The sequence below is a fragment of the Actinopolyspora lacussalsi subsp. righensis genome, from assembly GCF_900116555.1.
In the GTDB taxonomy this organism is placed as follows: Bacteria; Actinomycetota; Actinomycetes; order Mycobacteriales; family Pseudonocardiaceae; genus Actinopolyspora; species Actinopolyspora lacussalsi.
The window spans coordinates 174451-187544 of the sequence record NZ_FPAT01000004.1 but is presented as its reverse complement, the minus strand read 5'-3'; the positions used below and the strand labels follow the sequence as shown (position 1 = coordinate 187544).

Below are 13094 nucleotides of genomic sequence, written 5' to 3'. Positions count from 1 at the left end.
GCTGTGTGCGGGTGTTCGTACGTGAACCCCGGATACGCTTCGGTGTGTCGCCCCCAGAAGAGTCTCGTAGTGCGCCGCGTTCGGCGCGGAGCCCGCTGCTCGCGTACGAACGGACGTTTCGCTACTGCACGGGTCGCTCGCACGTTCGCGGTCGCGGCGGGCAGCGCGATCGATACGGGTGTCCGCATGGTCCGACCTCTCCACCGTTTTGGCAGTGACACGACGAGCCTCCGTCGTCGCGCCCCGGGACGGGAGGGAGCGAAGTTGGGAGCGCAAGGGGAGAGTTCTGGGAGAGTTGAATTTCTCCGCTTGTATTCGGTCAGTTACTGTCAGAAACGGACTGATCAGAGGAGCAGGTGTGCCGGAGCCCAACGAAGCCCTACGCGTTGCACGACAACGTCTTGGGTCGCCGTCATCACCAGGTCAGCCGATGACCCGCCAGGAACTGGCCGAAGCCGTGAACGCCCAGACCTACCGGCTGACGGAGAAGATCACCGAGGTCGACGCCAACCACATCGGCAAGTGGGAGCGCGGCGTCATCCGTTGGCCTGCCGCTCGCTATCGGCAAGCACTACGGCACATCCTGAATGCCGACTCAGACCTCGAACTCGGGTTCAGGCGAAGTGGCAACGGGTGTACCACTGAGAACGTGGACAGAAGGACCTACCTCGGAACGACCCTCGGGCTTGGTGTCGGCGTAGCGCTGGCACGAACTCGCGGTACGGGTGCGGCGGCGGACACGAGCGACGGGCTCGTCGCGTCGATATCCGCACCGACCGAGTCTTATCGGCGCATGGAAGCGTCGGTCTCTTCGCGGCATCTCGCACCCGCCGTTGAAGGGCATCTGCGGTTGGTGAAGCAGGTCGTTCGGGACAAGCTGCATGATGCTCGTGGATTCGCCGCTCTGAGCGAGGTCGCTGGTTTCTCAGCGTGGCTCGCGGCTGACCGAGGCGATACAGTCCTCGCGCGTGCGCGGTACCAGGAGAGCATCCGATTCGCCGAGTCAGCCAGGAATCCCCTGTTGGTGTCCTACATGATTGGGAGCCTCGGACACTTCGCCGTCGAGATCGGTGACCCGCACCAGGGTGTGCGACTGCTCGACAAGGCGGCTCGTCAGCTCGACAACAGTAGCCCGGTCGCCGCCCGAGCATGGCTCGCATCCTTGCGTGCGGTCGCCTTCGGCGCGCTACGAGATCGAGCGGCGATGACCGGAGCGCTCACCACCGCGGAACGCCTCGCTGATCGACATGCCGGCGAGGCCCGATGGCCGTGGGTGTTCGCTTTCACGGCGGCGAAGGTGGCTCGCTATCAGTCCAGTGCGCTGGCGAAATTCGGTGACGTCTCGGCGGCGAGAAGTGTCTACGCTGCCGTCGTTCCGTCGATGGCGGCTCCCAAGCCCCAGGCGCTCGCGAAGGTCGAGCATGCGTTACTACTGGCACGGGCAGCTCATCAGGACGAAGCCGCCAAACTCGGCTTGGAAGCGCTGCGGGTCGGCAAGCGGTACCGTTCTGAGCGGATCGTGTCGAACGTCCGGACGCTGCGATCCGAGCTGCCGGAGGGCGGTCGTGAGGTCGAGGATCTCGATCGGATGTTGACCAAGCTCTACGACGAGGACCAGTGGTGACGAAGCTAGCTATCACGGGACACCGGGGTCTCCCCGGCGATACGGAACAACTCGTGGACACCGCGCTCCGCGATGAGATAGCGAGCACTCCCGAGGTCGTCGGGCTGAGTTGCCTGGCGGACGGCGCCGACAGCCTCTTCGCCCGGGCTGTGCTCGATCACGGGGGAGAGCTCGTGGTCATCGTGCCCGCGACTCAGTACCGGGAGGGGCTTCCCGCAGAGCATCACCCGATCTACGACGCCCTCATGGCACGTGCTTCGGACGTGGTGCGGCTCAACCACGTGGAATCGACCTCGCGGTCCCACATGGACGCCAGCCTCGAAATGATCGACCGTGCCGACCGGCTGATCGCGGTGTGGGACGGCGAACCGGCACGGGGCTACGGCGGGACCGCCGACATCGTGGCGGCGGCGGAGGACCGTGCACTGCCGACCACCGTGATCTGGCCGGAGGGCGCCCGCCGCGACTGATCCCGAGCACTCCCGAGGGGCCTACGGTGTCAATCCGGAAATACCCCTGACTGACGTAGGTCCATCCCCGCGTGCGCGGGGCCTACTTATGAGTGCCCACCGAAAACGACAGGCTCCGTGGTCTATCCCCGCGTGCGCGGGGCCTACGAACTCATGCACGAACAAAACAGGTGGATCACGGGTCTATCCCCGCGTGCGCGGGGCCTACATCAACCGGCTGCTCGACAAGCCGCACGCCCGGGGTCTATCCCCGCGTGCGCGGGGCCTACACGTCGGCGACTTCGGCTTGGTACTGCTCAAGCGGTCTATCCCCGCGTGCGCGGGGCCTACGCCGCCGCAGCCGCGTCAGGCAGAACAGACCTGTGGTCTATCCCCGCGTGCGCGGGGCCTACGAGCGTGCGGAGGACGAGGCTGAGCGTGAGCGCGGTCTATCCCCGCGTGCGCGGGGCCTACGGCGAGATGCCCACCGAAACACGGTGGCACGAGGGTCTATCCCCGCGTGCGCGGGGCCTACGTTCTTACTTACCTTGGAGAGTGATCGAGTGAGGGTCTATCCCCGCGTGCGCGGGGCCTACACTCACTGACCTGGAATTCTAGCGGCGCGAACGCGCTGTGAGAACCACTTCGTTCCGGCCTCCTCCAGATCGTCAGTCATGACGACGAGGCTCGGGGATCGTCCCCGCGAGCCACTTCTCCCGCCACAGCGTACGACCATTGTGGACCGTGCTGTGCCGGGGCGGCTTGACCCCCGGAAGACGGTCGCGCGCTCTTCCGCCGCGCCCCTGCCGCGCGTTCCCGCTCTCCGTCGGCGCCCGCTCTGCTGGCGCCGGTCCTTTTCGTCCTTTTCAAGATCGAGTTCCGCCGCCCCCTTGTGATTGCCGCGCTCCGCCGTTAACGTTCCCAAAACTTACAGCGTTAGTTATCTGCGCCACACCCACCTGTCCGTGCGAGTCCCCGTTAGCTTCGACACGAAGGGTGCATACCAAATGGTCGGTACGTCACAACCCCACTCCCGGAGAGTGGCCTTCGCCAGCCTCATCGGCACCACCATCGAGTGGTACGACTTCTTCATCTACGGCACCGCCGCCGCGCTGGTGTTCAACAAGCTGTTCTTCCCGGAACTCGACTCGATGGTCGGTGCGATCGCCTCCTTCGCCACCTTCGCCGTCGGCTTCATCGCCCGCCCACTGGGCGGCGTCGTGTTCTCCCACTTCGGCGACCGCCTCGGACGAAAACCGATGCTGATCTGGTCGCTGATGCTGATGGGTGTGGCCACGCTGCTCATCGGGCTGCTGCCCACCTACGAGACGATCGGTGTCTGGGCACCGTTGCTGCTGGTCACGCTGCGCTTCGCCCAGGGCATCGGTGTCGGCGGCGAATGGGGCGGCGCGGCCCTGATGGCCGTCGAGCACGCCCCCGAGAACCGGCGCGGTTTCTACGGTTCCTGGCCGCAGGTCGGCGTGCCCGCCGGGCTGCTGCTGGGCAACCTCACCTTCTCGGCGATCTCGGCCAGCGTCGGCAACGAACAGTTCTTCGCGTGGGGCTGGCGGATTCCCTTCCTGCTCAGCGCCGTGCTGATCGTGGCAGGGCTGGTCATCCGCATCACGATCAGCGAGAGCCCGGTCTTCGAACAGGTGATGAACACCAAGGAGAAGGCCAAGATGCCGGTGCTGGAGGCGCTGCGCTCGCACCCGAAGACGATCCTGCTGGCCACCGGCATGTTCCTGGGCACGCACGCCACCTTCTACATCACCAGCACCTGGATGGTCTTCTACACCACGCAGGAGGGGTTGTTCGAGCGCACCACGGTGCTCAACGCGAACTCGCTGCTGAGCTTCGTCGACATACCGCTGATGCTGCTGTTCGGGCTGCTGTCCGACTTCTTCGGCAGGCGCAGGATGGTGCTCGGCGGCATGGCCGTGATGGCGCTGATCGCCGTGCCCTACTTCATGCTGGTGGGTACGGGTTCGATCATGCTGTACCTGCTCGGCGGCATGGTGATGCAGCTGTGCCGGACAGCGGTCTACGGCCCCCAGTCCGCCTACTTCTCCGAGCTGTTCTCCACCCGGCTGCGCTACAGCGGCATCTCGGTGAGCTACCAGCTCGCGTCCATCCTCGGCGGCGGCATAGCCCCGATGATCTGCACCTGGCTGTACGGCACCACGGGTTCGGCGATGTCCATCGCCGCCTACGTGATCGTGCTCGCGGTGATCTCGTTCGGCTCGGCCTACCTGCTGACCGAGACCTACAAGCGTGACCTCACCAACGACGAGGCGGCCACCACTCCGGCCGCGCAACACTAGGAACTCCGGTTTCCGAAGTGGGCACCGAGGGCGCTCCCGGTTCGTTCGTCGCCGGAGCGCCCTCGGAGTGCACAGTGGCCGCACCGCTGTCCGGCCGGCAGCGGTGTGGCCGCTTTTCCGGGACCGCGGTCCCCTTTCCGGCACGGCACCGTCGATTTCTCGGGAAATCGACGGTGCGCCCAGGCGTGGCAGTGCGGTCGGCGTCAATTTCTCGAGAAATCGCGCAGGCGCCGCGAAGTGTGGCGGTCTAGGGCATCCTGGGGAGCATGTCTTGTGCTTCTGGCGTCGGCTCCCGGTTCGGACGCACCGGGATGTCCCGCGTTTCGGCCTGCGCGGGCGCGCTGCTGGTGTTTCTGAGCGGTTGCGGCGGTGGCGGCAGCACCGATACCGATACCGATTCCACCGGCACCGGGCGAACGTCGACACCGGCGCCGTCGTCCTCGGCCACCCCCACCACTCCGACGGAGCAGCGCGACAAGCTGGCCGAACTCTCCGCCGAGCGGATGTGCTCGCTGGTCGAGCCCGCCGAGCTGCGCGAGCCCGCGTTCGCGGTGGGCAACGGTCAGCCGGAGGAGGTCAGCTTCGATCCTCCGGTGCGCGGCTGCCGCTTTCCGGCCGAGCAGGGCAGCGAGGCCGACGACTCGGTGCTCCTCGCCGCCCAGCCCGACGGTTTCGACCAGCTCGGCGGCGAACGGCTCTCCGACTTCCCCGTCGCCGCCAGCGGAACCTCCTACGCCAACGACTGCACCGTCTACTCCGACGTGACGGGAGCCACCCTGCAGGTCGTGGTCAGTGAACAGGAGGCCGGCACCGAACAGTGCGAGGCCGCCGAGCGGATCTCGCGCCTGGTGCTGGACTCCGTGGCGCACTGAGCGGAAAGCTCGATCCACCACCGACTCGAAAAATCGGTTTCTCCCGGAACCGTAAGTCGTGCGGTCGCGTCACAGTCGTGGTCCGAACGAGTGAGACGCGTCCGGCCACGTCCGGAACGGCTCCGCAGAGGGGGAAACGGTGTCGGAGAGAGTCGAAGCCGTACCGTCGCGGCTCCGCGACTACGGCGGTCTGTTGCGGCGCAACGCCGAGTCGTTCAACGGTATCGAGAGCTACGCCAACGAGACCGCTTCGGACACCAGCGGTTTCACCGGCGTCATGGCGTCCCTGATCCCGGTCGTGCAGGGGGCCACCGCGCTCTACTCCGAAACCCTGCGCCTGGCGCACGCCAAGCTGCTCCGGGTCAGGGAGGAGCTGGACAACACGGCCGCCGAGTACGAAGAACGTGAACGCGAGATCGAACAGCTGCTCAGCGGCATAGAGACAGCCCTGAGCGGGATGCGGCCCTGAGCACTCGGCGTCAGAACGATCGACAGCACCGGTCGGCCCCATCACCGTGTCGGGCTCCGAAAGGAGCGACCACGGGAGATTTCCCGGGGCCGGGGCCGGTGCGAGCCATTACGGGGCAGTCTTACGAGGGGGACGAATGGCATTCGCCGATGTGGACGATCCGATCGCGAAGCTCGAACAGCGCACCGGGCAGGCGGACTCGGAAACCCTGAAATCGGCCATCCAGGACGCGAGCTGGCAGGTCCAGGGGGTCAACTGGATCTACGAGCAGGTCGCGGGGCAGAACCTCGTCGAGTCGTTGATCTCGCCCATCACCGGTGACTTCGCCAAGATCGAGCAGAACGCCAAGGCGTGGAACGACATAGGCGAGTCGCTGCGGGCGGTGCGGCGCAACCTCAACCACGGTGTCAGCGATCTGCGGCAGAGCTGGGACGGTGCCGCCGCTGCGGCTTTCGAGTCCATGATGGTCGGTGGTTGGACGGTCGCGCTGGAGGCCGACGCGGCGGCGGCCGATCTGGTGAGCACGGCTTTCACCAAGGCCGCCGATACCTCGAAGATGCTCTGCTCGAAGATCCTGGAGCTGATCGACAAGCTCGTGAACCGGCTGATCCAGGCGGCTTGCACGGCCTGGGTGCCTGTCGGGGGCTGGGCCAACGCGGTTCGCATCGTGATCCAGTGCATCGACATCGTGTTCATGATCATGGACATGATCCAGGCGATCATCCGGATCTACCAGGGCGTGAAGCAGGTGATCGAGGGAGTCAAATCCACCGGAACCTCACTCGCCAGGATTCAGGAGGTCGCCAGTGGCGATGGTCCGCGCGGTACCGGTGACGCCGTCAACGTCGCGCTGGACCGAACACGTGAGCTCACCGGTGCCGTGTCCGGAGTGACGGACGGGGTCAACCAGGTGAGAGAGGGCGCGACGCAGGTGCGCGGTGGTGCCTCCGACGTGCGGCAGACCACCTCGGACATGGGCGGGAACGGAAACACCACGGTGCGACAGGGCGATGCGGAGCAGCGGGGCGGTGCGCGACAACAGGGTGGAACCGAGTCGCCGGAGCGGTCCGGTGAGCAGCACGGTTCGGGCCGCCGCACGAGCATGGCGGGAAATCTGTGACGCCGGACTCCACCGAACCCGTCGAAACCGGCGAACCCGAGGTGAGGACTTGCGGGACTGGAAAACACAGGAGATCCGCGACGCGGAGGCCGCACTCGACGAGGCCGTGACTGACGCGGAGCGCGTCGCGGCGCGTGCCGAGGAGATGAACGACGAACTACCGGAAGCGGAGCTCTCCGAGGAGCAGACCGAACAGATCGAACAGCTCGTCCGGCGGGGTGAGGCTCCTGCCGGGATCGCCGAGTTGCAGCGGCGCATCGACGAGGGGGAGTTGAGCTGGCAGCAAGTGACCAGCGGCCGGGCGGTGGCGGACGAGGGGGTGCGGCGCGCCTTCGAGGAGGGTGTGCCCGCCATGCGGCAGGTCAAGGAGATGCTGGACGAGGGGCACGAGGCCACCGAGATCATCGCCAACGATCCGAACCGGGCCCCGGAACAGGACGACGAGGAACCGCCTGATTCGTTCCTGCGGAGCGGTAACTGGTGAGTGAGGACGGATGTTACGGAAAGCAGCGCTGTACCTGGCGATCGGCTGGGTCGTACTCGTGGTCGCCGGGTTCGGGGTGCTCTACGGGGCCGCGACGCTGAACGCCACCACGGTGTACTCCGATCGCGGGGTCACCGAGGAGAACGCGGACGAGTACCGCTGGAGCGGGAAGACCATCGCGCTCACCGACAACCTCAGGAAGAACGGATGGGCCAGTTGCGAGGTCGTTCCCGACAGCGGCGAACGACGCAACATCCGGAGTCCGCGCAACGACTCCACCGTCTCCTACCGGCAGTACCAGCCGTGGTTCTCCGGCGCCGCCACGGTGACCTGCGGTGAGCAGGTGACCATCAGGTCGGGGGCCACACTGACGATGTACAAGCTGGCGACCTCGCGGCTGGTGCAGTTCGGCTCCGCCGCGATCGCCGCGATCCCGCTGGTGCTCGCGCTGATCTGGCACTACGGGCTGGTGCGCGTTCGGCGGTGACGCGTTCTCGGTGCCGGACCGGGGTGCCCGGTCCGGCATCCGGGGCTCTCAACCGAGAGTCAGCCCCACCGCGGTCGCCACCGCCCACAGCAGCATCGCCAACCCGGTGTCGCGCAGCACCGGAAGCAGGCTCAGCCCGGTGTCGCCGCGCGTCACCCGCCGTATCGGCGATATCACCAACGCCAGCGCGAGGAAGCCGAGCAGGGCGGGCGTGATCCGCAGCCCGGTCAGCGTGGTGATCAGGAACGGCGCCAGCACCAGGGTCACGTACAGCGTCCGGGTGTCCCGGTCGCCGAGCAGCACCGCCAGCGTGCGCTTGCCGCTCTGCCGGTCGGTGGGGATGTCCCGCAGGTTGTTGGCCACCAGCACCGCGCTGGAGAACGCCCCCATCGCCACGGCCGCGCCGATCCCCGAACCGTTGATGCTGTCGGCCTGCACGTACATCGTGCCGAGCACGGCGGCCGGGCCGAAGAAGCAGAACACCGCCAGCTCGCCCCAGCCGGCGTAGCCGTAGGGTCGCTTGCCGCCGGTGTAGAACCAGGCTCCCGCGATGCTGACCGCTCCCAGCGACAGCAGCCACCAGTGACCACTCAGGTAGAGCACGGCCAGCCCGGCGACCGCGGCGATGCCGAAGCAGCCCAGCGCCACTCCCAGCACACTGCCCGGACGTGCCGAGCCGGATCCCACGAGCCGTCGCGGCCCGGTCCGCACCTCGTCGGTGCCGCGGATGCCGTCCGAGTAGTCGTTGGCGAAGTTGACCCCCGTGATCAGGGAGAGCGCCACCACCAGCGACAACAACGCCAACGGGAGGTCGAATCCGGCTGCTCCGGCGGCGGTGGCGCTACCCGCGATCACGGGAGCCACGGCGTTCGGCCAGGTCCGGACCCGAACACCTTCAACCCATTCAGCGACTGAGGCCATGCGGCAATCCTCGCGCACCGGTGATCCGTGATATCGCCCCAGGGTGTCGCGCCTGATCTCGGTCACCGAGCGGTGACGGTGCGCGACGCGGTGCGTACGAGGAGCGCACGAGGGGCGGAGCGGTCAGCCGAACAGCTCCAGCAGCGCCCGCTTGTCGGGTTTGCCCGGCCCGCGCAGCGGCAGCTCGTCGAGCACCACGAACCGTTTCGGGGCCGCCGCCGCGCCGAGACGCTGCCGGACGCGCCTGCGCAGCTCCCGCTCGTCCGGCACGGTGCGCTCGGGGACCACGGCCGCCAGCACGGCCTGCCCCCATTCCGGGTCGGGACCGCCGAGCACGCACGCCTCGCGGACGCCGGGGTGCTCGGTCAGCGCGCGTTCCACCACCGCGGGCACCACCTTGACGGCGCCGGTGACGATCATGTCGTCCGCCCGGCCCAGCACTTCGAGGTGCCCGTCGCGCCACTGTCCGACGTCACCGGTGCGGAACCACCCCGTCTCGAACGCCGCCCGATCGGAGCCGTGGTTGTCGGGGGAGCGGCGATAACCACGCGCCAGTGTCGGGCCGGACAGGCTGATCCGCCCCGGCTCCGGGGACTCGACGTGAACCCTGACACCGGGCAGCGGGGTGCCGTCGTAGACGCAGCCGCCCGCCGTCTCGCTCATGCCGTAGGTGGTGACCACGTTCACCCCCGCCGCGCGCGCCCGCTCCAGCAGGCCCGGTGCCGCCGCCGCGCCGCCGAGCAGCACCGCGTCGAAGGTACGCAGCGCCCGGAGCCCGCGCGGATCGCTCGCCGCGTCGAGCAGCCGCCCCAACTGGGTGGGCACCAGCGCCGTGTAGTGCTGGTTTTCGGTGCTCAGCAGCGGCTCGGCCGCGTCGGCGAACGCCTCGGCGGTGAAGCCCTCCCGCGTGTCCACGGCTCGCGGGGTGTGACCAGCCACGATCGAGCGGACCAGCACCTGGATTCCCGCGATGTGGTGGGTGGGCATCGCCAGCAGCCACTGACCGGGGCCGCCGAGGTGGTCGTGGGTGGACCGGGCGGAGGCACGAAGCGCGGAGGCGGGCAGCAGCACCCCCTTGGGCGCGCCGGTCGAGCCGGAGGTCGCGATCACCAGGCTCGTGGGATCCGACTCGGAGTCCTCGACAGTGGCCAGCGGCTCCCCGGCGCCGAGCGCACGGGCCGTTTCCCCGGCGGCGGGGTCGTCCGCCGCCAGCGGCAGCAACGCCGGGCCGGTCCCGTCCAGCGCGTTCCGCAGCTCCGCTACCACCGCCGTCAGCTCGCCCGGATCACGGGGAATCGTCAGGGGGCGGAGTTCTCTGGCGCTGCTCATGGCCTCCATTGTCCGCCCGGCCCGGCCGTGGTTCCGCCGTCCCCGCTCCCGTCTCCGTGCCGGCCGCACCGAGGTCCGCCGTGCTCCGCCGCCCGGGTTCCCGATCGGCAGAACCTGCGAAAGCGGAGGTGAGAAGGTTCTGTAGAGTGACGAGCAGTCCACCGCAGCTCTCCCGGACACCGGGGTGATCCTTTGAATCCCGCCACGGCCCAGGCCGAGGTGCTCGTCGACGAGCTGGTGCGCAACGGGCTGCGGCACGCCGTGCTGTCCCCGGGGTCGCGAAACGCCGCGCTGGCCTTCGCGCTGCACCGCGCCGCGTCCCGGCGACGTCTCGCGCTGCACGTGCGGATCGACGAGCGCAGTGCGGGGTTCCTGGCCCTCGGCATCGCCGCCGCGAGCGGGGAACCGGTGGCCGTGGTCTGCACCTCCGGCACCGCCGCGACGAACCTGCACCCAGCCGTCACCGAGGCGGGGCACGCGGGGGTGCCGCTGCTCGTGCTCACCGCCGACCGGCCCCCCGAACTCCGCGCGGCCGGGGCCAACCAGACCATCGACCAGCACGGGCTCTACGGCACCTCGGTGCGGTGGTTCGACGAACTGGCGGTCGCCGAGAACCGCCCCGGGCAGCACGCCTACTGGCGCGGCCAGACCTGCCGGGCGGTGCGGGCGGCCCTCGGCGGTGCTCGCCCGGCCGCGCCGGTGCACCTCAACCTGCCGTTCCGGGAACCACTCGTGCCCGACGAACCGGCCGCGACCGTCCCGACCGACTCGGACGGCGAGCTCGCCACCGACCGACCGGAGTGGTGCGAATCCCTGGCGGGACGCCCCGACGGGCGCCCCTGGACCGAGTTCGCCGAGGCACCGCACGAACCCGCCCGGTACGAGCCCGAATCGCCGTACGGGCTGGTGCTGCTCGCCGCGGACGGCGGGGAGCACGATCTCGACTGGGCGAGACGACTCGGCTGGCCGGTTCTCGCCGAGACCGGAGGTGTGGGCCACGGTGGGGAGACGCTGCTGCCCACCGGGATGTGGCTGCTGGAACTCGCCGAGTTCCTCCGCGCCCACCGCCCCGACCTGGTCGTCTGCGTCGGCAGGCCGACGGTGTTCCGGCAGGTGCAGCGGCTGCTGGCCGACCGCAAGGTGGAGACGGTCCTGCTGCACGGGCGGTCGGACACCTGGCCCGCGCCCGCGCACGACGTCTCGCTGCTGGCCGACTCGGTGGACCCCACGGCGGTGACTCCCGACCCGGCGTGGCTGGAAGCGTGGTCGGCGGCCGACCGGAAGGCGGGGGAGGAGCTGGCAGCCGCACTCGACCGCGAGTCCGGTCCGCACGGCCCCGTCGTCGCCGCCCGAGTGCTCGACGAGATTCCGGCCGACTCCACGCTGGTCGTGGGATCCTCGAACCCCGCACGTGACGTGGCGCTGTCCGCCAGAGCGCGCCCCGACGTGCGGGTGCACCGCAACCGGGGCGTGGCGGGCATCGACGGCACGGTCTCCACGGCGCTCGGCGTGGCCCTGGCCCGCGAGACACCCACCTACGCGCTGCTGGGTGATCTCACATTCCTGCACGACACCAACGGCTTGCTGCTGGGGCCGCACGAACAGCGCCCGGACCTGACGATCGTGGTGTGCAACGACGACGGCGGCGGGATCTTCTCGCTGCTAGAGCAGGGGGACCCTGCCTACGCCCAGCCGTTCGAGCGGGTCTTCGGCACCCCGCACGGCACCGATCTGGCGGCGCTGTGCGCGGCGCACGGGGTGCCGCACCGATCGGTGGACCACGGCGGGGACCTCGGTGCGGCGCTGCGCTACCGGTCCGGGTTGCGGGTGGTCGAGGTCCGCACCGCGCGTGACGGGCAGCGCGAACTGCGGGAACGGCTGTCGGAAGCCGTCGCGTCCGCCGTGCTCGGCTGAGCGGAGCCGAAATCAGCGAATCAGTCGGACCTCCACGCCGATATCCGGATCCTTCCAAACCCGATCAGCGGTGACGGCCGGGACGTTCAACCGGGTCGCGACGGCCAGACATGCGCTGCCTCCGAGATCTCGACAGCGGCGGCTGTACGGCGTTCGGCCAGCGGTTCTTCTACGGCGGATTCTCCGGCGCTCCAGGCCGCTGCCACGTCCCGCCGGATTCGTTCGATCAGATGATCGCGGGTTTCGGTGACCACGCGTCCGGTTTTATCGAATTCGCCGGACGGTCGGGTGAACACCCCTCGTGTCGGATCGGTGTCGGTGCGAGACTGTCGGATCACGGGGCTGCCGTGCCACCAACGCGCGCGGTGCCGTTACGCCGGAATCCGACCACGGGAGCAGCGATGGCCCGGTTGTACACCGCCGAGGAGATCACCGACCAGCACTACGAACCGATCGTCGACCAGGAGCGGGCGACCGTCGGTTACGAGGTCTACGTCGCCGGGGACCACCTCGGCAGCGTCATGTACAACGTCGATCCTGCCGGGTGGATCGCCTACACCACCTACACCGACGTGCCGATCCCGCACCGGCGCGGCCCGATCGCGGGGACCAGCATCGAGGCCGTGCTCGACCTGCTGCAGCACCTGCGCGATCACGACCACATCGGACCGGCCATGCCCGGCAGGGAGTGACGGTTTCTCGCGCACCCGGTGCCACGAAGAACGTCACCCACTCGTGTGGTCCTGGCGTGTTGTCGTATCCGGATTCGTTTCCGGCACGCGTTCCCGTATCGCCGACTCGATCCGCAGTCCCGTTCCCAGCACGCAGAGCAGCAGGGCCACGACGTAAGGGCCTGCCGCGGCGGGACTGTCCGTCGACAGCTGTATCGCGGTGACGACTCCGGCCGCGAGCAGGGCGGTGTTCCCGATCGGACGGACGCTCGGGGAGGTTCCCCGTGTGCTGTTCGACATGCCCGCATTGTGTGTCCGAGCCTCCGGGGGCCGACAGGGCCGCCCACGGTTCGATGTTCGACCGGTGCCCGCTGATCCGCTCCGATCCCGTTTCGTGTGCGTATGATCACTGGTTGTGTTCCGGATCGAG

At 68.7% G+C, this 13094-nt stretch carries 14 protein-coding genes and 1 CRISPR repeat array; of the genes, 10 read left to right on the top strand and 4 right to left on the bottom strand.

Annotation, left to right across the window (positions count from 1 at the left end):
• The first annotated feature begins 295 nt into the window (after positions 1 to 295).
• From BM394_RS09225 to BM394_RS09190, 8 genes are all read left to right on the top strand, one after another.
• Positions 296 to 1624: a helix-turn-helix domain-containing protein gene (locus tag BM394_RS09225; protein ID WP_139235180.1), complete on the top strand. Its 1329-nt coding sequence runs from the start codon at positions 296 to 298 to the stop codon at positions 1622 to 1624.
• Positions 1621 to 2094, top strand: coding sequence for a hypothetical protein (locus tag BM394_RS23675; protein WP_425427651.1), 474 nt, complete (start codon positions 1621 to 1623; stop codon positions 2092 to 2094). Before BM394_RS09225 ends, BM394_RS23675 begins: the two co-directional genes overlap by 4 nt.
• A 58-nt stretch (positions 2095 to 2152) precedes the next feature.
• Positions 2153 to 2670: a CRISPR direct-repeat array (repeat unit 29 nt; unit sequence GGTCTATCCCCGCGTGCGCGGGGCCTACG).
• A gap of 410 nt (positions 2671 to 3080) precedes the next feature.
• Positions 3081 to 4397, top strand: a complete 1317-nt coding sequence (locus BM394_RS09215; protein WP_092976720.1) for an MFS transporter — start codon at positions 3081 to 3083, stop codon at positions 4395 to 4397.
• A 266-nt stretch (positions 4398 to 4663) separates the two neighbouring features.
• Complete coding sequence (locus BM394_RS09210) at positions 4664 to 5269, top strand: DUF3558 domain-containing protein (RefSeq protein WP_092976717.1); 606 nt, start codon at positions 4664 to 4666, stop codon at positions 5267 to 5269.
• A 139-nt stretch (positions 5270 to 5408) separates the two neighbouring features.
• Positions 5409 to 5738 carry a hypothetical protein gene (locus BM394_RS09205; RefSeq protein ID WP_092976714.1) on the top strand — a complete coding sequence of 110 codons (330 nt, stop codon included), beginning with the start codon at positions 5409 to 5411 and terminating at the stop codon, positions 5736 to 5738.
• 136 nt (positions 5739 to 5874) lie between these two features.
• Complete coding sequence (locus tag BM394_RS09200; protein WP_092976711.1) at positions 5875 to 6858, top strand: WXG100 family type VII secretion target; 984 nt, start codon at positions 5875 to 5877, stop codon at positions 6856 to 6858.
• Between the two features lie 49 nt (positions 6859 to 6907).
• A complete protein-coding gene (locus BM394_RS09195; RefSeq protein ID WP_092976708.1) occupies positions 6908 to 7342 on the top strand; it encodes a hypothetical protein in 435 nt (144 codons plus the stop codon).
• 10 nt (positions 7343 to 7352) lie between these two features.
• A complete protein-coding gene (locus BM394_RS09190) occupies positions 7353 to 7829 on the top strand; it encodes a hypothetical protein (protein WP_092976705.1) in 477 nt (158 codons plus the stop codon).
• A gap of 48 nt (positions 7830 to 7877) precedes the next feature.
• Here the strand turns inward: BM394_RS09190 and BM394_RS09185 are convergent, their stop codons facing one another.
• Entirely contained in the window at positions 7878 to 8750 is an 873-nt protein-coding gene (locus BM394_RS09185) for a 1,4-dihydroxy-2-naphthoate polyprenyltransferase (RefSeq protein ID WP_092976703.1), read from the bottom strand.
• A gap of 123 nt (positions 8751 to 8873) precedes the next feature.
• Positions 8874 to 10079, bottom strand: a complete 1206-nt coding sequence (gene menE, locus BM394_RS09180; RefSeq protein WP_092977203.1) for an o-succinylbenzoate--CoA ligase — start codon at positions 10077 to 10079, stop codon at positions 8874 to 8876.
• 192 nt (positions 10080 to 10271) lie between these two features.
• Here menE and menD point away from each other — a divergent pair, with 192 nt between their 5' ends.
• Positions 10272 to 11993: a 2-succinyl-5-enolpyruvyl-6-hydroxy-3-cyclohexene-1-carboxylic-acid synthase gene (gene menD / locus BM394_RS09175; RefSeq protein WP_092976700.1), complete on the top strand. Its 1722-nt coding sequence runs from the start codon at positions 10272 to 10274 to the stop codon at positions 11991 to 11993.
• 86 nt (positions 11994 to 12079) lie between these two features.
• On the opposite strand, the gene BM394_RS22760 is transcribed toward menD, so the two are convergent.
• The gene (locus tag BM394_RS22760; protein ID WP_175530031.1) at positions 12080 to 12247 is read right to left on the bottom strand and encodes a hypothetical protein; all 168 of its coding nucleotides are present in this window, start codon (positions 12245 to 12247) and stop codon (positions 12080 to 12082) included.
• 147 nt (positions 12248 to 12394) lie between these two features.
• Here BM394_RS22760 and BM394_RS09165 point away from each other — a divergent pair, with 147 nt between their 5' ends.
• Positions 12395 to 12685 (top strand): hypothetical protein, encoded by a 291-nt coding sequence (locus tag BM394_RS09165; RefSeq protein WP_092976694.1) that lies wholly within the window; start codon positions 12395 to 12397, stop codon positions 12683 to 12685.
• A 33-nt stretch (positions 12686 to 12718) separates the two neighbouring features.
• Here BM394_RS09165 and BM394_RS09160 read toward each other — a convergent pair whose 3' ends face one another.
• Positions 12719 to 12964 carry a hypothetical protein gene (locus tag BM394_RS09160; RefSeq protein WP_092976691.1) on the bottom strand — a complete coding sequence of 82 codons (246 nt, stop codon included), beginning with the start codon at positions 12962 to 12964 and terminating at the stop codon, positions 12719 to 12721.
• Between the last annotated feature and the right edge of the window lie 130 nt (positions 12965 to 13094).